Raw genomic sequence first — 20,286 nt, 5'->3', positions numbered from 1 at the left:
ATAATGTAATTATATAGAAATTTGGAATTTTATGCATTATAATGAAGTATACATATAAAAAATTTGGTGAATTTGCATATGTTAATATATTATAGTGTACTAACTAAATTAGAAGGAACAGTATTTATTTTTATATAAGATTTTGGAGGGTATGATGGAGAAATATATATATTTAGACTGGAACGCAATTAAGTATATAAAAAAGCCAAGACAGGATAATTTAGAAAATGATATCTTATTTAAAGAAATTGTGAATAGTCTTAGTAAAAAATATAGATTTCCATTTTGTGAAGCTCATTTAAAAGATTTAACAAATGGATACAATGAAGAGACAAAGAAATATGTAGACGCTGATTTGAAGTTTTTAAATCAATTATCGAATAAAAAAGCGATAGGAATTAATGATAAAGGTGGATTTACAATAGTTGACTATGACTCGGAAATGTTATTTAAGAAAATTATATCTGAAAAAAATAAGGAATTAGACCTTACTAACATTAATGATCCTAATGGTACTTTTAAAGTTGATATGGATAAGATGGACAAAGATAATCCACTTTATGAGAAGTTAAAAGAGAATGATGGTGTGTATTCACCTGAATTAATGAAATCATTTCATAAGGAATTATATGATAAAGTTTTTATAGAAATAGATCCCTATAAAGATTTTAGAAAATATATACCTAATGTTATTGAAGCAATTGATAAAAATGAAACTTTAACTATGAATAAACATCAAGAAAAAATTTATGAAAATATAAAACCTTTTATTAATGATATTAAAAATAATAATATTGAAACTTTTGAAGAAAATTTCATGGGAATATTTAGAGAGTATATGTCAGCAACAAGAAATGATGTTGATAAAATGGAAATTGGTGAAAAAATTACGTTAGCCTATTCGCTACTAGATTTCCATCCATATTTTAAAGAAAAAATAACAAAGAAAAATAAGTTGAGCAATATTGTAAGAGATTCAAAACATATATATTATGCTTATAAAGCTAATTACTTTATTACTGAAGATGAAAGTACACAAGAAAAAACTCAGTTTATTTATAGAGTTTTTAATATTGATACAGCAGTTGTAGGAATAAATGAATTTATAACAAAATTTTCGTGATTTCAAATTTTATTTAAATGGGGTAGATATATATGAATTCATTTTTAATATGTTTTATATCAATAATATTATTTATTTTGGCTATGGCAACAATAGATAATAAAGTTAAAAAAGTAAAAGCGTTTATTTTAAATATCAACAAATCATATTCTAAAATAATCAATAGTCAAGGAAAAATTATAAAAGTATTATTGATAATCGTTATTATGGCAATTATATTGCAAATGGTTATAATGTCATATATTAAAATAATAAATAAAACAGGACAAGTGTTTAGTATAAAAATTATTATTTTGACTATGGTTTTGTTTATATTTGTATTTATTTGTATGTATTTTTTATTCGGTATACCATTACTAATTTTGAGCAAATTTGATGAGGTAATAAATAAAATAAAAAATAATAAAATCAGCTTTAAACTAATAATAAGTTTTTCAATAATAATTTTTTATAGCTTCTTTTTATCTATAGCAAAAGATACTATGTTATATTATAAGAACATTGTTTTTATTGGTCTAGCAATATCATACATGTTAAATTTTCAGATGTTAATTAATATCATTATAGATCCATTATGTTTTTTTATATATGATAAGGAAAATATAAACAAGGATGATAGAAATTTAGTTTTGAAAATTACAATGTCTGGGGCAATTATATTGCTTATTCTAATAATACTTAATTTATTTCTATGTGTTATAATGGTGTCGTATTCTTATGAAAATGCTTACTTTTGTTCAATATCAGGGCATTCAATAGATATCTTTGATTTATTTTATTATACTATTATTTCATTTACTACAATAGGTTATGGAGATATAGTGCCGCAAATATTTCAAAGTAAGCTGGTTTCAGTGATAATTGCATTTACAAGTGTGCTTTGTTTAGTGATAGCAGTTGGTTCAGTATTATCAGTAAAAGATAAATTGAAAAATGAAGTTGAAGATGATATTGATAATAAAAGCATAAATATAATAAGTGAACAAAATTTAATTCAAGACAAAAGATTGAATAAAGAAATTGTAGAATGTATAAAGAATCAAAATAATAAATTATCAAAAGAATATGAGTATTTAATAAAAACTCAAAATATAAACATAAATTTATTAAAAATGTATTTTGAAACAGGTTTTAAAAATATTAACGAAAATACGTTTGATACAGATTTGATTTCTACAGAGAATTTGAAAATTCGGATAAATAAATTAAAATCAAACATTGATGAGGAATTCGTAGCAGATGTAAAGCAAATTAAAATAATTGAACAACTTAGAGATCAAATTAAAAAATTAAATTCTTTTCAAGAAATAGATATCTTTGCAAAAAAAATTAATTGCATAGCTGAGCAAACTAAATTTATAGGGCTAAATGCTAGTATTGAAGCAGCAAAAGCGGATAAAAATGAGAAGAGTTTTGCAATAGTTGCAAATGAAATTAACAAAATTTCTAATAATCTAATGGAGGTTTCTAAAGAAATCTATGAGATGATAGAATCTGTAAAAAATCCAATGGATTATATTATAAAAGAGTTTGATAAGCTTATAAGAATAAATATGGATGTTAATAAACATAATTTAATAATAAGTTCAATTGATAATTTTGTTAATGAATTAGAAAAGTGTTATGCTTTATTCAATTATAATAATTCAAAATTTGAAGAAATTAGTAAGTCATTTCAGAGTATTATTGATGTTATTAATAAAGAAAATTTAGTATGTAATATAGCCGTTGACCTATCTGAATCAGAAGAAGTATAAAAGAAATATAACTATATAATGCGGTAAAATATATCTCTTTCACTGCCTCAAGGCATGTGGAGACAGTGGTTAAGAAGGTTATACTTTTAGATTATTGTATTCATTTTAATAGTCATTGGGTAACCGTCAAAAATTCTCCGTATGTATTTTTAAAATTAAAAATGTATGGATAGTATTTCTATTTTAATTTATAATGGGGTGTACCAGTTTTGAGGTATGAAGAAATTGATGATGAACTCAAGGACTTACTAGGGTGTTAGTATAATATTGTAGACCCAGAAAGACGAACACTCTAAAATAAGGAGAAGGAGAAGGGTTACTATGAATCGAGCTAGGTATTTACGTTTATTTGTATTTGCTCTTGCAATACTTGTTTTGCTTTTTTATCCGCTTTATGTTCGTAATTGTTTGTTGGAAGTATTACCTTATTTAGTGGAATCAAACCGTATGTCAGAAGTCGTAATGCAGAATATTGCTGTGAATAACTTGCTGATATTTAATTCCTTGCTGATTATTCTGTTCCCCATATCAGTATTATATATTTTTTGGTTAGGAAGATTCAGTATCGGTGAAAGGTTACTTTTTAGAAGAAATCAGGTAAATCCAAATTCTAAAAAGAATTTTCAATTAGATAAGTGGTACGATACGACACGAAGGTTTCTAGGAAACGATTGGTTTGTACATATGTATAGCGCCATCGAAAAAGAGAACTTTGTCCCAAAAAAATTAGGACTAACCTTTGTGAGTCCAGCAGCAAATAAAGGAGTTTATGAAAAATTCCTATACGATGATCTAAAACAAAAGGGCATTTCAATAAAATTTGTCATTGGGGACATAGATGAAATTGAAAACCATGCTGCAAAAGACATTAACGATGAAAATCTACGAGTTTTCCTTGGAAAAGAGGCCTTGAAAATAGGAGAGTACCTGTTAGAAGTAGGAGAAACAAAAGCTGATGTGATTTTCGACATAAAAGGAAGTCTGTGGTATTCACTTAGAAGTGATATTGATCAAAAGGTACTTTTTGAGAAATTCTATAGTGTGTTGAACGATGATGGTCTCATAATTATAGACAATTCAAAAAAGCGTTTTCTTTCATTTTGTAGTTACTATTTATTTGGGCATGTTTCATGGTATGTGGAAACTTCTACTGGATTTCTATTAAATAAGAAAAAGAAAAAGAATATCAAATTCAAGGCATACATAGACTCTCATTTTGAACAAAAGGAACTGAGCTTTCAAAATGAATTTGGAGATTTATTTGATATGATTGTTTTAAAGAAAAAACATTGCGAGGAATAACAAGACAATGAATTGACTACAAGTAAGGCAAATGGAAATGAAGGAAGTGGAGAAAATATATTGTAAAAATACCATCTGTAATACAGGTAGATAAGTTTTTTTGTGCTTTAGGGGGCCTATCTTTTTAACAATATTTAGTAGAAGATTTTTTTCGTGTATAGGATATCTACGTATATTTGCAAATTCATAAAGAAAAATTAAAGAGGACAAATAACCTTTTGATAGGTGGAGATTTTAACAGCAATAGCTGCTGGGACAAGAAGCATAAAAGAAGAACTCATTCAGCAGTGGTAAAGCAATTAGGTGATATAGGTTTGAGTAGCTGTTATCATGATAAAGAAAAATATAATTCTTCGTAGGCGTCAATTTCTTTGACGCTTACAATAATATTAAGAATTTTCTAAAAACAAAGGGAATCAAATTATTATGTAGAATTTATATAAAGAGAGGATGTGGAATTTATGGATAAGTATAATATACAATTGGGGACTTTAGTTGAAGTAAAAAATACTGGTTCAGAAATCGATAAAAAGAGTCATGGAGTAAGACTATATGTTGTGGCACATCACAAAGATGCAAAAGGAACACCTTTATATTCTTTAGGGTTAAAAGGAGAAACTAATGCTCTAAAAATGTATAATGGATATTATGAGGAAAATTTAAAAGTTATTGATAAAATATCTGTTGAGTTAACTAAGAATGAAATAAATGATATAGTTCAATGGGGAAATACCTGTGAAGAAGAAGGCTGGCTAATTGAAAATGAAGTAAATTTAAAAGATAGATTAAGTAAATTTATTTAAGGATATATGGAAAGACTATTTCATATGCTTAAAATAAAAAAACACCTATACATAAGTATAGGTGTTTTTATGGTTGCGGGGACAGGACTTGAACCTACGACCTTCGGGTTATGAGCCCGACGAGCTACCAACTGCTCCACCCCGCGTCAATATATTTATAAATCTTGTCTAGGGCTTTACTATACCTTAATAAGCACATAAAGTCAAGGAATTAAACTCATTAGTTTTAAAAAACAGGGATTTAATCATATTTTATAGATAAAATACATATTAATAAAGAGAATTATAGATGTAAAGTTTATTGATAAAGCTATTTTAAAGTAAATTCCTCTGTCCATGAGCTTTATATTACAATATCAACAAGGTTTTAAAAAAGCACCTAAAATAATAATTGCTTTTTTTATTTATTTTTGTTAAGATAATTTAAAATTATAAGCAACCGCTACCGCAAAAGTTAAAAGAAAAGAGGATGCTTATTATGTTATTTAAAAATATTACAATGATTGATGAAAAATATGATGTTATTAAAAATACTAATATAGTCGTAGAAGGTAATAAGATTAGCTATATTGCTTCAACAGTACCTGAAGAGTATTGTGGAGAAGTATATGATGGAAAAAATAAAGTGGCAATGCCAGGATTCTTTAATACCCATTGTCATGTACCAATGACGTTACTCAGAGGTTATGGAGAAGGTCTACCACTTGAACGTTGGTTAAATGAAAAAATATTTCCTTTTGAATCTTTACTTACAGATGAAGATTGTTACTTTGGAACACTACTTGGAATTTCTGAAATGATAAAAAGTGGAGTAGTGTCATTTACAGATATGTATTCACACCTTGAAACTTTAATTAAAGCTATTGATGAAACAGGAATTAAAGCTAATATTTCAAACTCATATCTTAAAGTAGGGGAAAATGATGATTATTTTAAACACAATTCATATAAAGAAACTGAGCTTGTTCGTAAATATATGAAGAAATCTAATAATGATCGTATTCGTGCAGACGTATCTATTCATGCTGAATATACTTCATCAGAACGATTAGTTAGACAGATTTCTGAATACTGTAATTCTACAGATATGAACATGCATATTCATCTTTCAGAAACTGAAGAAGAACAAAGAATATGCAAGGAGAAATATGGTTTAACACCAGCAGAATATTTTCTAAAATGTGGCACATTTAAGAGTAAAACAACCGCTGCACATTGTGTTTTTGTTGAAGGCGATGATTTTAATATTCTTAAGGAAAATGGGGTTACGGTATCACATTGTCCAAGTAGTAATTTAAAGCTTGGTAGTGGAATAGCTCCATTAAAAACCATGTTAGACTATGGCATTAATGTTACAATAGGAACAGATGGAGCAGCAAGCAATAACAATCTTAACATGATAGAAGAAGTTAATCTTGCAGCTTTATTGCATAAGGGTATTAATAAAGATCCTTTATTTTTAGGACAAAAAGATATGCTGAATATTGCATGCTTAAATGGTGCAACTTCACAAGGAAGAGAAAATTGTGGCTGTATTAAAGTTGGCAATAGAGCAGATATTGTAATTTATGATTTTGATAAACCACATATGCAACCTGCATTTGATGTGTTAGCAAATATCCTTTATTCAGCACAAGCAAGTGATATTTGTCTTTCAATGATAGATGGTAATGTTGTATATAAAGATGATGTGTTTACTAATATAGATATGGAAAAAGTATATTATAATGTGAATCGAATTAAAAATGAAAAACTCGCACTTTTAAGATTACCAAGTGATTCTTAGGTTCAGATGGAGTTTACTTATTAGAAATGGTAGTAATCGGATAAAATATTAAATACAGCAAGATGGCGGTAGCGATAAATTATAATCTTTATGTATTTTAATGCATAAAAGAAAACCGAAAGTAATATTGGTGTTGACATTAGAACATACCAATTAATTATTAGTATAAACCATATAATAATTAATCATTAAGTATATAACTAATATATTTTAACTTATATAAGTTCATAATAGGTTGAACGTTTCTACCAACTACCATAATAGTTGATTATAAGTTAATCCTTTTAACGGGATTACTATATTCAAATTATTATGAGAGTTGGTTTTTTTATTATAAAAAATCATAAATTATAAAATGATTTATAGTAGTATCCATTAATAATAAGGGATAATGAAAATTATTAGTAAAAGTCAAAATCAAGATTATTATAATGATATGTTTAAGAAATATTAGGCATATAAAAGAAAATAACAAGTCAAAGATACAAAGTATATTTTATGTAAGGGCAAGGAGGTAAGATTAGTTAATAGTATATCTATTAGCTGACTTTACCGACACAGTATGATACAAAAAATAGACTAGTATACTGACTTGTTATTTTTTAAAATATACATTAGTTATTTAAATTTAAAAGTGGGGATCTATTTCTTCCCTTTGAATTCTTTTCAAATCTTTTAATCGCAAATGGGTTTTATCCATAATGACATCAAAAGATTCACCAGCAATAATCATTTTTTTAGCTATATCACGTGTGGATATATTTTCTTCATTACTCATAGCGCAACCTCCTATTTATGTTTTTTCTTCAATACTTATTTTGTCATTATAAAAAGAATCTATTCATTTGAAAAATTTAAAAATAATTGGCTATGTTTTAATTGAATGATCATATTACTGACACCATATGACGCAAAACAGACTAGCTGACTTACTTGTTATTTTTTTGAATATGTCTAATATAATATGTGAAGTATTGATTTTTAGCACGTATATGTTAACATATGAATTGAAAGAGGGTTTATTAAAAAAGAACATGGGGGAAGAGAATTGTTATGAGTGAATTGAGAGAAAGTAATAAAATATTTCTAGATGGAGGAGACATAGTAATACCTTCAGAAAATGTTGAAGAAAAAATAGAAGAATTACAAGAAATTTTAATGATTTATCGTTCTGCTATAAAAGAAGTTAGTACTAAACTTGATATTTTAGATTATGAGTTTAAAACAAGAAGAAAAAGAAATCCAATAGAATATATGAAATCTAGAGTTAAAACTCCTAAGAGTATAATGGAGAAACTTAAACGCAGGGATCTAGAAGTAAGTACTAAATCAGCAAGGGAAAACTTAAATGATATAGCAGGTATAAGGGTTATTTGCTCATTTGTTAGTGACATATATGAGCTTGCTAATATGCTTAAAAGTCAAGACGATATTACATTGCTTGAAGAAAAGGACTATATTAAGAATCCAAAACCTAATGGATATAGAAGTCTTCATATGGTTTTAGAAATTCCTATATATTTCTCAGACCATGTAGAATCTGTAAAAATAGAAGTGCAAATAAGAACAATTGCTATGGATTTTTGGGCAAGCTTAGAACATAAGTTGTATTATAAAAAAGGTGAAGTAATTCCTATACATATAGAAGAAGATTTAAAGGAATGCGCAGATGTTATATCAGCAACAGATATAAAAATGCAAAATATACAAAAAGAAGTGGAAAAATTGTGGCGATAAAAATATTAGGAAAATCTTAGAAAAATATTAGATTTATAAGATAAAAGCTTGACTTATTTAGTAAAGTTTAGTTAAGCTAATAATATGATATAACATATACATATTCTAAAAATAATTGTTCATTTGAATTTATTTAGTATCTCTAGTATTTCTTTAGAGATTAACAATATAAATAATGAATTATATTAAGTTAGAACATATATAATAAAAAAGAAATGGAGTTTTGCAAGATGAGTATTTTAGTTTTAGGTGGCGCAGGATACATAGGATCTCACGCAGTAAATCAATTAATAGATAATGATTATGATGTAGTAGTTGTGGACAGCCTTCAAACAGGACATGAAGATGCAATAAATAAAAAAGCTAAATTTTATAAAGGAGACATAAGAGATGTAGAATTTTTAAGAGATGTCTTTAAAAAAGAAAAATTTGAAGCAGTTATTCACTTTGCTGCAAACTCTTTAGTTGGAGAATCTATGACAAACCCAATTAAATATTTTAATAACAATGTATATGGTACACAAATATTACTTCAAGTTATGAATGAATTTAAAGTAAAAAATATAGTTTTCTCATCAAGCGCAGCAACTTATGGAGAACCAAAACAAATTCCAATAACAGAAGATATGGAAACTAAACCTACAAATCCTTATGGAGAAACAAAACTTACTATGGAAAAAATAATGAAGTGGTGTGATAAAGCATATGGAATGAAATATGTATCTCTTCGTTACTTTAATGTTGCAGGTGCAAGAGACGGTGGAAGCATTGGAGAAGATCATAATCCAGAAACTCATTTAATTCCTATAGTACTTCAAGTAGCACTAGGAAAAAGAGATTTTATAACTATATATGGAGAAGATTATGATACTGAAGATGGTACATGTGTAAGGGACTATGTTCATGTAGAGGACTTAATAGAAGCTCACATTTTAGCTATGAAATATTTAATTTCTGGTGGAGAAAGTAATATTTTCAATTTAGGAAGTAGTCAAGGCTTTTCTGTAAAAGAAATAATAGAGGCATCAAGAGAAGTTACAAAACATCCTATTCCAGCTAAAATAGGAGAAAGAAGAGCAGGAGATCCTAGCAAATTAGTAGCATCTTCAGATAAAGCTAGAAATATTTTGGGATGGAATCCAACTAGAACAAACATAAAGAAGATTATAGAAGATGCATGGATGTGGCATATAAACAATAAAAATGGATATGAAAAATAATCTTTTAACAAGGAATATTCAAAAGAATAACAAAGAAAGATTGTAATATCTAAGATTAATTGATACAATTTTAAGTATATGAATTAAATTTAATATATGGTCAGTTCGTGAGCCTCCTGACTTAAAACAAAACTACGGTTAATAATTAATGAATATTAGGACTTTTATGTATTTTTCACTAAAAGTTTTTTAAATTTGTTATGTTTTATTTGTCGTAGGATTAAGATCCTACGATTTTTTTATGGTTATTTTGTTTAAGTTATTATAAAAAAAGTTAATAGATTATTATCTTTATATGTTTTTAGTAATATTAATAATTATTATCTATTTATTTTATTTAGAATGCTTAAATTATAATTAAAATCTTTAGGAGGAATATTTTAAATGGTAAAAGACAATACAATTAAAAGATTAGTAAGGACAGCAATTATAGCAGCACTTTATGCAGCATTAACCTTTGCTTTAGCGCCTATAAGTTATGGGAATATTCAATTTAGAATATCAGAAATAATGGTTTTATTAGCATTTTTTGATCCATTTTATATTGGTGGACTTACATTAGGCTGTTTTATTGCAAATTTACTTGGTCCAAATGGAATGATGGATGTGGTTTTTGGAACACTAGCTACATTTATTAGTGTATCTGCTATTTCTTTAACATCTAAATATAGTAAAAACAATAAAATAGCCTTATTTATTGCATCATTATGGCCAACAATATTTAATGGATTAATTATTGGATGCATGCTTAATTATTTATTGGATGTACCACTTTTGTTATCAATAGGGGAAGTTGCAATAGGAGAATTTGTTGTGGTAACAATTTTAGGAATACCTGTATTTAAATTAATTCAAAATAAGTATAAAAAATTAATTTTAGGCATCTAAAAAAAATAACAGTACAAGAGTTATAAGGTTAGTAAACTGCTTAAAGAATGCATATATTATATAAAGAATATTATGGATGTGAAAAGCAGGTGAATATATTTGTATATATTTTTTTGATAGCAGTGCTATTTTTTTCAATAGTCTCAGATCTAATAGATATGGTAAAAGAAAAACAAAGTGAAGAAGATGATGAAGGATTTAAAATACCAAATAATTTCACTTATAAACTGTTATTAATAATAACATTGATACTTATTAGGATTATTCACTATTCTATTATTTAAAAATTAGGCTCTGTTTTAGCTGAGTGTTGATATTGTTATATAAAGCTCGTGGACGATGAAATTTACTTTAAGAACTCTAAAATGAATATTAGTTCTATTAATGCATGTTCCCAATCAAAGATTGTGACAAGCAATTAATAGTACAAATATCCATTAAGAGTTCTACAAAGCAAATTTCAATGTCAGTTCGCTATTATATAACAATATCAACACTATTCTAAAACAGAGCCAAAAATTAAAATGAGCCCTAATAAATAGATTTTACAATAGTAATTATTGTGAAATCTACTTAAGGCACAATCAAAAAAATAACAAGTCCATTTGCCAGCCTATTTTCCATCATAGGAAGCTCGATTCGCATACGCTCACTGAGTAAGCGATTCACACAAAATCATAGATTTTGGTTCTCTGCTCATCGGCAAATTGACCTAATAGGCCTGCTATGAGGGCAATTCGTCTCCTTGCCTGATGAAAAATATTTATGGCAATTTTGGACTTGTTATTTTTTTTCATGTGCCTAATGGGGCTCATTTTATTTATTTTACAATACCTAAATAAAGGAATTTTAGATGAAAAACGTATTTTAATAAATACAAAAGTTGCTAAGGAAGATATAAGGAAGTGTTAAAATTCCTTATTCTACTTAATTCCAAGTAAAAATCTCATTGGTTTTATTCTCCTCAAAATTTCATAAATACCAAATGTTATAATTACTGAACTCACTATAATTATTAAAATTGATAAATAAATAGGTAATTTAAGCTTAAGAAGAAAATATCCAAGTATTACAATAACTGTTTGATGTAATATGTATACTGGAAAACAAGCCTTATTGAAATATTTAAGAACCTTTCCGCCTTTATATAAATACTTCCTGCCATATCCAATAATAGTTACAATAGTCGTTATCATAATAGCATTTCTCAGTACAGATAATATTGTTTCTAATCCTAAATTAGAACTGTCATTTATATTGTAATAATATAAAATAACTTTTATATAAGGTACAATCAAACAGAAAGTTATGAATAAACTTTTTCTTTTATGTTTGTCTATATAATCCAAATAATCTGTATCATCGTAAACAATATATCCCATTAAAAATACTATTAATAATGTTAATATATTTTTTTCGGCAATTGCTAAATGAGTAGCATCAGCAATGGACAATATTAGTATCATAAAAATTAAGGAATACCTACTACATAGCTTACATTTAAGTCTTAGTAAAAATTTCTGCATAAACTCTTTTTTTAAACTTCTAATAATAACTAAAGCAAATGAAGAAATAATAACTAAATATAATATAAACCACAGATGAGCTGGTCCCCAGCTACCATCATAAGGTATATTAGTTACATTACTCCAAAAATATTTCCATTGTTGAAAATAACTTTCTACATTTCTTCCTCTTTGAAGTATTCCAAAATAACCTTGAGGTGGTACTAAAATTAGCATTCCAAATATAAACGGAACAAATAATCTTTTTATTCTTTCTTGAATATATATTTTTTTACTTCTATGATCTAAAGAAAATTTTGTTGATGCACCAGCTAAAAAGAATAATATAGGCATGTGCCAAGGAACGCATAAGATATAAATTATGGTTGCTAACCAACTTTTATTTTCAGAAATAATGTACCAAGGTTCATAATATGTAAATATAGAAGCAGTATGGAAGAGAAATAATAATAATAATACACATATATTTCTAATCCAATCAATTTCATTTCGTCTCATTTTTTCCTCCATATTATTAAGGCACATTAAATAAAATAACAGTCTCAAGATGTGCCTTAGTACTAAAGTTTTAATTTTAAACTTATTAATAAGTGCTTGTTAAAAACCGCATTGATATTGTTATATATTGTAATACATATATAACAATATCAATAAAATTCATGCTCTGAAATATAAAAATATAATTATATTATGTACTTTTTAATAGTTATTTATTTTACAATTCCTTATATTATAAATTTGTTTAGGTATATTCTTCATGATATTAAATCTTCTGTACAATTATTATGAAGAAAGTTTTTAGAAAATATATAATTAAACAAAATTTGATAATAATATATTTATATAATGTTTTTAGCAAATATAAATATAAATTTAAGGTGTTTTATTTTAAGTATAGAGAGGTTGTGAAATACAGTGAAAAAATCTGTATTATATTTTAAAGTTAATAAGATATTTAACAAAATTAATTATCCATTTTTAGCTGCTTCTCTAGTTATTATTATAGGAATTTTCACTTTATTTGTATCACCAATTATAGGTATGGCAGATAATGGAGATTTTTATAGAGTTATGAATCAAAATGGAGTCTATCATATAAATAAAGAAGATAAGGATATATTTTTAGGCTATTTTAATAAAGATTATGGAATATATAAATATAATAATGATTACGCAAAGATATTGATATCAACTCAATCAATTTTTATAAAAATAGCAGTGTTTATAGATGAGCTCTTTAATAAAGACTATATTTTAGATATTAGATTTATGTCAGCCTTATTTTTATTAATTCAAGCAACAGGAATTTATTTACTAGTTAAGGTTTTAATTAATAAAATAGATAAGCCTAAATATAAAATGATAATTGTGTTATTAATTACTTTAATATTTTGTGATACAGGATATTTTGCATATTATAATTCGTTTTTTGGAGAAGGGGTTAATATTTGTTGCTTCTTATTAAGCATTGGAATACTTATGTACATGATAGAATTTGATAAAGTTAATGTTTGCACATTGTTTTTATTTGGAGTTTCATCATTTTTATTTTTTGGTGCAAAGCAACAATTAGCACCAGTTGGCATTTTAATAGCGTTTATTTTTGCTAAAATAGGAACTTTAAAAAAACAAAAAATATTAAAAGGAATAAGTTTTATTTTATTTATAATTTTTATAATAAGCTCAGCAGTGTTTTATGAATCTATAACTGGAGATTTTAAATATATTAATAGTTACCATGCTATGAATAGAGGAATATTATTAAATGAAGATAATCCAGACGAAATTTTAAAAAATTTTAATATAAGTAGTCAATATTCATTATTAAAAGATACAAACTTTTTTGAAGAAACTACATTAACAGATTTATATGATAAAGATCTAATTGATGATTATTATAAGAAATTTCCAATAGGGAAGATACTATCATATTACGTTACTCATCCGAAAGTAATACTAAAAATGGCAAAGGCAAGTTTTTCAAATTCTTATTCAATTAGACCAGAGGTTATAGGAAATTATGAAAAAAAAGCAAATAAAACATTTGGTCAAAAATCTTATTTTTTTGCTTTATGGAGTACTTTTAAAGATAAAATTATACCCAAGAATATACTTTTTTCATTAGTTACAATAGCTATTTATTTATATATTTCTATAAGAAGGTTTATAAAATGTAAAAGAGATAAAAATATTAAGGAGATCTTTATACAAGAAGCGTATTTTTATATATTTTTAGTAGGATTTTCTCAAGTAATTATTTCAGTGATAGGTGCAGGAGATGCAGATTTAGCAAAACATGTATTTATGTATAATATGACATTTGATTTAATATTTATCTATTTAATTAGTTTAATGCTAAAGAAAGCATAAGGTGATATAGAATATGAATGAAGTAGATGTTAGAAAAAAAGTTGATATTTTGATAACAATTTTAATAGCATATTTTTTTATGGTTTGTATGGGTTTTAAAATTTTTGATTTTGTTAATTCATTTGAGAATTATTTCATGCTTACAGTTGTTATGATAATTGGAGTTGTAAGTTATTATACAAATGTTACACTTGCACTAGTATTAACTTTAATATGTGATTTTTGTTATATGAGTTTTAATTTATATATTAAAATTGTAAATAATGTTGATATTAACTTTAATACATATTACTGGCTTATATTAATTCCAATTACAGCATTAATAATATCTTTGTTATCAAAAAATATAATGCAACTACAAATAAAAGTAGGAATACTAGAAGAAGAAAATTCAAAACTTATAATGATTGATCAAAGCACAGGCATAAGAAATAATAGAGCATTAATGATGGAGCTACCAATATATATGAAAATAAGTAAGCGACATAAGTTACCTGTAACATTAATTATGGTTAAATTTAAATTTAGTGATAAATTAAAAAGTATTTTAGGAAGGGAAAAATATAGAGAATTATTAATTCAAGCTTGTTATGTTTTTGATAAATCATTAAGAGAAGAAGATGTAAAATATATAGTAAATGACAGGACATTGGCATTTATAACTATTACAAATGAGGAAGGTTCTAAAATTGTCAAAAATAGATTTAGAGAAAATATTAATAATTTTGAATTTATAAAAGATTCAATTTATAAGAATATTAATTTAGATATTCAAATTGGAACTTACACTTTTGATGAATCCATAGATGATGTTATGACATTTTTAAAACTGGCGGAAAAGGAAGTTGAGTATGATATACAAGAATAAATTATTTGATTATAAATGGATATTCGTATTAGAAATTTTTATTATTATAAATAGTCTATTTTTTGTAAATGTAGCTTATAGTGATGATAATGTAGCTAAGGTATTAATTTTGTACGATGCTTATAAAGAATATGGAGAAGAAAAGAATGTTTTAAATGATGTAAATAAATTAGCATTAGCTACTGGAAAAAAGGTTGATATTATTAGGTTAGAATCTTATGAAGATGAAGATTTATTAAGTTATGATGGGATATTTATAGTGTGCAGTAAAGATGATAGTTTAAGCCAAAAAGTTAAAAAAAATTTAGTTAGATATAACAAAAAAATATTTTGGCTTGGAAAAAACTTTGTAAATTTTGTAGGTGAATATAAAATATCAGAAATTGAATATAAAGGATTATTGGATAATTTGAATGAAGCGAAACATAATGAAGAAAGTAATGATATTACTAAATTAATTACTGAAATTGATAATATAAGTTACATACGAATTTTAGAATTTGATAATTATGAATATAGACATATATATAATGCAGTTTATCAGTCTTTTAGAAAAGAAGAAAATTCAAGTAATAATATCTATTTTTACATTGATGAAGTAACTCCATTTAATGACCTCAATCTTTTAGTAGAGCAAATTAACTATTTAAAAAAGTTTGGTATTCCGTTTTTCATGAAAGTAACACCAGTGTTTGAAAATGAAAATCTAGAAGCAATGGGGAGATTTGCAGAAGTTTTAAGATATGCACAGGTAAATGGGGGAGAAATAGTTTTAAGTTTTCCAGCATTAAAGAGCAGAGAAATAGGTGGAAATATAATAAATAAAAATATAGAAGAGAGCTTTGAAAATTACATAAATTATTGGGTTTATCCGATTGCACTTGATATAAATGAATACTATCTATACAGAGATGATTTAAAAATACTATTAGAAAATAGTAACACATTGTTTTTAGAGTCTAATGATGAAATTGGAGTTTTAGATTTTAACAGATACGTTAATGGACCTTATGAAAATATAATACAAAAAGTTGAATTTAATGGTGAGAACAATCAATCTTTAGAAGAACTATATAATAATGTAGCAGTAACAGTTAGTAGTAAATTAAGCATAGATAAGTTTAAAAGTTGTGTAGACTATTTTATAAATAAAGATATAAATTTTAAAAGTACTTATAATATAAATGCTCATATAAATTATAAGAACATAGATATTAAAAGCAACAAAAAAGGAATTCTTTTATCAAATAAAGCTGTAACACAAAAAAGGTTTATTAATAGTGAGGAATATAAAAATGTCATAAATGCAGAAGTTAAAAGTTATGATAAAGAAATTACTATAAATTTAGCTAAGAGCAATAAAATTATAGTGATGATTACTTTTATTGTAGCAATTATTTTTATCATAATTGTTTCAATAAGTATTAAAATAGACAGAAACAAATTCTTTAAGTAGGAGAAAAAATAAACATGAATATATTTGATTATATGGCACTATATTCATTGATTGTTATATGGATAATAATATTTATAAATATTATTTTAGTTATTTTTGGATATATATATTATTCAAAAGTACATAATAAGAAGATGAATGAAGAACTTCAACACTATCCGTTTGTATCAGTAATGGTTCCAGCTCATAATGAAGCTGTAGTTATCACAAAAACAGTAAAATCGTTATTAGAATTAGATTATCCTAAGGACAAGTATGAAATAATAATAATAAATGATAATTCTAGCGATAATTCATGTAAAATTTTACAAGAGATTAAAGATGGTGTGCCAGATAGAAATTTAATAATAATAAATACTGATAATATAACTGGTGGAAGGGGAAAATCAAATGCACTTAATATTGGACTTGGAAAAAGCAAAGGAGAAGTATTAGCAGTTTATGATGCTGATAACACTCCAGATTCTAAAGCTTTAAAATATTTAGTGCAAACACTAGTTGAAGATAAAAGCTTAGGTGCAGTAATTGGAAAGTTTAGGTGTAGAAATAAAGATAAGAATTTATTAACTAATTTTATAAATGTAGAAACAATTACATATCAATGGATGGCACAAGCTGGAAGATGGGAGCTTTTTAAACTTTGTACTATTCCAGGTACTAATTTTGTAGTAAGAAGAAGCATAATAGAAAAAATGAATGGTTGGGACACAAAAGCTATAACAGAGGATACAGAAGTAAGTTTTAGAATTTATAGAATGGGATATAAAATAAAATTCATGCCATTAGCTGTGACATGGGAGCAAGAACCTCAAACTCTAAAGGTATGGATTAGACAAAGAACTAGATGGGCAAAGGGAAATACTTATGTTGTAATCAAGAATTTCAAGTATTTATTTAAGCGAAGTGCAGGGGTTACTAGATTTGACATACTTTATTATACTATGATTTATTTATTTTTTTTATCTGCTAGTGTGTTATCAGATATCTTATTTATTTTAGGTTTTGGAGATATAATTCATATACATATTAGTGGATATGGGATACTTTTATGGGTTATGGCATTTTTAGTATTTGACCTTTCAATAATGGTTGCAATTTCAACTGAAAAGGGAGAATTAAATTTAAAGAATATATTTGTTATATTAATCATGTATTTTACTTATTGTAAATTATGGGCAGTTGTTGCAGTTATAGGATTTTATAATTATGTAAAGGATGTATTATTTAAGAGAGAAGCTAAGTGGTATAAGACTGAGAGATTCTAATAAGGTGGTATTAATATGAGAAATTATAGGTATATAAGGGATAAAATAGAAATTGTATTGGTTATATTTTTAATAAGTGCCTTTCTTCAAAGTCTATTAACTTTAAATGTAAAAGCACAGCCAATTATAAATTCAGCTAATATAGAGAATGCAGTTAATACTAAAACTTATAAATCAGGTAGTGATATAGTTTTTAAAGGAGTATTTTCAAGTCATAGTTGGTATTTTAATATTAATAAATGGTGGAAGGTAAGTTCTGTAGAAGCAGAGGTTAAATTATCAATTAACCAATTAGTAGATAAAAATAAAGATACTTATGTATCATTTTCTGTAAATGGTGCTCCGTTTTATTCTAAAAAAATATATTATGATTCAAATTTAGAAACTCAAAACATTAAGGTTACAATTCCAAGTAGTATGCTTATAAGTGGAAATAATGAATTTAAATTAGAGAGTTATTTAAGAATTTCAGATTTACCTTGTGTAGACGATGTTAACCTTGCTAATTGGATTACAATAAAGGGAGATTCTAATGTTAAGGTAAACTTTAATAATATTGTAGCTGATAATAAAATTTCAAATTTTCCATATCCATATTTAAAGGAAATTGATGAAAAAAGTCCAAATTCATCTATAATAATTCCCGATAAATATAGTGATAGTGAATTAAGTGCTGCATTACTTTTAAATTCATATTTTGGTAAGATATATGCAAATGGAGATTATAACGGAAAAATAGTAAAATATAGTGATTTTTCAAAAGATGGATATATTAATGGTATTTATATTGGAAATTATAATAACATTCCTAAAGAGATAAATGTAGACCATAAAAATAATGAAGATTGTACAATTAAGGTTTTAAATTCACCATATAATCATAATTCAAATATTAAGCTTATGGTTATTTTATGTGATGATGAAAAAAATCTTATAAAAGGTGTTAAAGCACTTATGAATGATGATCTTAAATTCCAATTTAATAGTGATACATTTAATGTTAATAAAGAGTTAAAAGAAGAAACAAAAACAATTGACGAAAGTGAAAAAATTACATTTAAAGATATGGGAGCAGATGAAATTAATTTGAAAGGAGCATTTACAAGAAGTGCAACCTTAAGTTATAGATTACCTAAAAATAGAATGTTAGTTGTAGGAGATAAAATAAAGCTTTTCATGAGATATTCAGAAAACTTGGATTTTGATCGTGCATTAGTAACAGTTTATATGAATGGAACGCCTATAGGAAGCAAGAAACTAGAAAAAGAAAGTGCTACAGGAGATGAAGTAGAATTAGCTATCCCAAATGATGTAAAAATGACAAGCTACATTGAATTGAAAGTAGCTTTTGATTTAGAGATACCAAATTTATATTGTGAAAAAAGACAAGAAGAAATGCCTTGGGCATTAGTAACAGGGGATTCATATATTTATACTGGATTAAGTGATATAAAAGATTATTACTTTTCTACTTATGGAACCCCATTTATTAAAGATAGACTTTACAATGATACATTAATAGTTATTCCAGATAATTTATCCTCGGAAGATTTAAGTGCTATTGGGGAAGTGTTTAGTTATTTAGGAAAAGATTTAGCATATAATAATGGAAATTTAAAGGCTATCAGAAGTTTAAACTTAAATGGAGAAGAAAAGGAAAATAATTTAATAATTTATGGTACTCCAGAAAATAATAAACTTATAAAAAAAATAAATGATGATTTGTGGTTTAAATATGACGATAATAATTTAAAATTCCTATCTAATGAGAAATTAATTTTAACAGATCCATATTCTAGCGAGATTGCTACTTTCCAACTAGATATATCATCGTTTAATCCTCAAAAAGCAATGCTTATATTAACATCACCAAAAGAGGATATATTAAGAAACTCATTAAAATATTTATCTTCATCAAAAAAAAATTTTGAGCTTAATGGAGATTCTGCAGTTATTGATCAGTATGGAAACATAAAAACTTATAAAATGAAAAAAGAGACAAAAGAGCCTGTTTATAGTAGATTAGTTTCATTAGACACTACCTCTAAAGGACTTTTAGGGTTAATGATATTGTTTATAATTTTTGCAATAGTTGCAAGTATGTTATATTATTCAAAAAATAAATCTATAGAAAAGAAAAGGAATAAAAAATAACACGAACAATAACAAGAAAATAATTAAAAAT

16 protein-coding genes, 1 tRNA gene and 1 riboswitch are annotated in these 20,286 nt (G+C 25.6%); of the genes, 14 read left to right on the top strand and 3 right to left on the bottom strand.

The features are described 5' to 3' along the window. Positions 1–154: 154 nt before the first annotated feature. From BM027_RS01055 to BM027_RS01040, 5 genes are all read left to right on the top strand, one after another. The gene (locus BM027_RS01055) at positions 155–1,123 is read left to right on the top strand and encodes a hypothetical protein (RefSeq protein WP_090087937.1); all 969 of its coding nucleotides are present in this window, start codon (positions 155–157) and stop codon (positions 1,121–1,123) included. Positions 1,124–1,155: 32 nt separating this feature from the next. Further along, the gene (locus BM027_RS01050) at positions 1,156–2,880 is read left to right on the top strand and encodes a methyl-accepting chemotaxis protein (RefSeq protein WP_090087935.1); all 1,725 of its coding nucleotides are present in this window, start codon (positions 1,156–1,158) and stop codon (positions 2,878–2,880) included. Positions 2,881–3,201: 321 nt separating this feature from the next. Beyond that, positions 3,202–4,182, top strand: coding sequence for a hypothetical protein (locus tag BM027_RS01045; RefSeq protein ID WP_090087932.1), 981 nt, complete (start codon positions 3,202–3,204; stop codon positions 4,180–4,182). A 176-nt stretch (positions 4,183–4,358) separates the two neighbouring features. Beyond that, positions 4,359–4,541 (top strand): hypothetical protein, encoded by a 183-nt coding sequence (locus BM027_RS17920; protein ID WP_139209521.1) that lies wholly within the window; start codon positions 4,359–4,361, stop codon positions 4,539–4,541. Between the two features lie 102 nt (positions 4,542–4,643). After that, positions 4,644–4,985 (top strand): hypothetical protein, encoded by a 342-nt coding sequence (locus BM027_RS01040; RefSeq protein WP_090087930.1) that lies wholly within the window; start codon positions 4,644–4,646, stop codon positions 4,983–4,985. A 70-nt stretch (positions 4,986–5,055) separates the two neighbouring features. Here BM027_RS01040 and BM027_RS01035 read toward each other — a convergent pair. Next, positions 5,056–5,131, bottom strand: a tRNA-Met gene (locus BM027_RS01035). 332 nt (positions 5,132–5,463) lie between these two features. Here BM027_RS01035 and BM027_RS01030 point away from each other — a divergent pair. After that, positions 5,464–6,771: an amidohydrolase gene (locus tag BM027_RS01030; RefSeq protein ID WP_090087928.1), complete on the top strand. Its 1,308-nt coding sequence runs from the start codon at positions 5,464–5,466 to the stop codon at positions 6,769–6,771. Positions 6,772–6,966: 195 nt separating this feature from the next. Continuing rightward, a riboswitch (purine riboswitch) is annotated at positions 6,967–7,062 on the top strand. A 337-nt stretch (positions 7,063–7,399) separates the two neighbouring features. Here BM027_RS01030 and BM027_RS18125 read toward each other — a convergent pair. Continuing rightward, positions 7,400–7,549 (bottom strand): hypothetical protein, encoded by a 150-nt coding sequence (locus BM027_RS18125; protein WP_175559914.1) that lies wholly within the window; start codon positions 7,547–7,549, stop codon positions 7,400–7,402. 275 nt (positions 7,550–7,824) lie between these two features. Here BM027_RS18125 and BM027_RS01025 point away from each other — a divergent pair, with 275 nt between their 5' ends. The 3 genes from BM027_RS01025 to BM027_RS01015 all read left to right on the top strand — a co-directional run bounded on the left by BM027_RS01025 (position 7,825) and on the right by BM027_RS01015 (position 10,616). After that, positions 7,825–8,508: a GTP pyrophosphokinase gene (locus BM027_RS01025; protein ID WP_090087925.1), complete on the top strand. Its 684-nt coding sequence runs from the start codon at positions 7,825–7,827 to the stop codon at positions 8,506–8,508. 230 nt (positions 8,509–8,738) lie between these two features. Continuing rightward, a complete protein-coding gene (gene galE / locus BM027_RS01020) occupies positions 8,739–9,728 on the top strand; it encodes a UDP-glucose 4-epimerase GalE (protein ID WP_090087923.1) in 990 nt (329 codons plus the stop codon). A 384-nt stretch (positions 9,729–10,112) separates the two neighbouring features. After that, positions 10,113–10,616: a QueT transporter family protein gene (locus tag BM027_RS01015; protein WP_090087921.1), complete on the top strand. Its 504-nt coding sequence runs from the start codon at positions 10,113–10,115 to the stop codon at positions 10,614–10,616. Positions 10,617–11,539: 923 nt separating this feature from the next. Here BM027_RS01015 and BM027_RS01005 read toward each other — a convergent pair. Further along, entirely contained in the window at positions 11,540–12,640 is a 1,101-nt protein-coding gene (locus BM027_RS01005; protein ID WP_175559913.1) for an acyltransferase family protein, read from the bottom strand. A 417-nt stretch (positions 12,641–13,057) separates the two neighbouring features. Here BM027_RS01005 and wsfD point away from each other — a divergent pair, with 417 nt between their 5' ends. The 5 genes from wsfD to BM027_RS00980 are packed head-to-tail and all read left to right on the top strand — an operon-like array spanning position 13,058 to position 20,255. Continuing rightward, positions 13,058–14,512 (top strand): glycan biosynthesis hexose transferase WsfD, encoded by a 1,455-nt coding sequence (gene wsfD / locus BM027_RS01000; protein WP_090087914.1) that lies wholly within the window; start codon positions 13,058–13,060, stop codon positions 14,510–14,512. Between the two features lie 13 nt (positions 14,513–14,525). Further along, a complete protein-coding gene (locus tag BM027_RS00995) occupies positions 14,526–15,380 on the top strand; it encodes a GGDEF domain-containing protein (protein WP_090087911.1) in 855 nt (284 codons plus the stop codon). Next, positions 15,364–16,836, top strand: coding sequence for a DUF2334 domain-containing protein (locus BM027_RS00990; protein ID WP_090087909.1), 1,473 nt, complete (start codon positions 15,364–15,366; stop codon positions 16,834–16,836). The genes BM027_RS00995 and BM027_RS00990 overlap by 17 nt, the downstream gene beginning before the upstream one ends. Positions 16,837–16,850: 14 nt before the next feature. Continuing rightward, on the top strand, positions 16,851–18,101 hold the full coding sequence (locus tag BM027_RS00985; RefSeq protein ID WP_090087906.1) for a glycosyltransferase family 2 protein: 1,251 nt from the start codon (positions 16,851–16,853) through the stop codon (positions 18,099–18,101). A gap of 15 nt (positions 18,102–18,116) precedes the next feature. Further along, a complete protein-coding gene (locus BM027_RS00980; protein WP_090087904.1) occupies positions 18,117–20,255 on the top strand; it encodes a cellulose biosynthesis cyclic di-GMP-binding regulatory protein BcsB in 2,139 nt (712 codons plus the stop codon). The last annotated feature ends 31 nt before the right edge of the window (positions 20,256–20,286 follow it).

It is taken from the genome of Clostridium uliginosum, assembly GCF_900112485.1.
GTDB lineage: Bacteria > Bacillota > Clostridia > Clostridiales > Clostridiaceae > Clostridium > Clostridium uliginosum.
The sequence above is the reverse complement of the archived record's forward strand: the minus strand, read 5'-3'. Positions and strand labels throughout refer to the sequence as shown.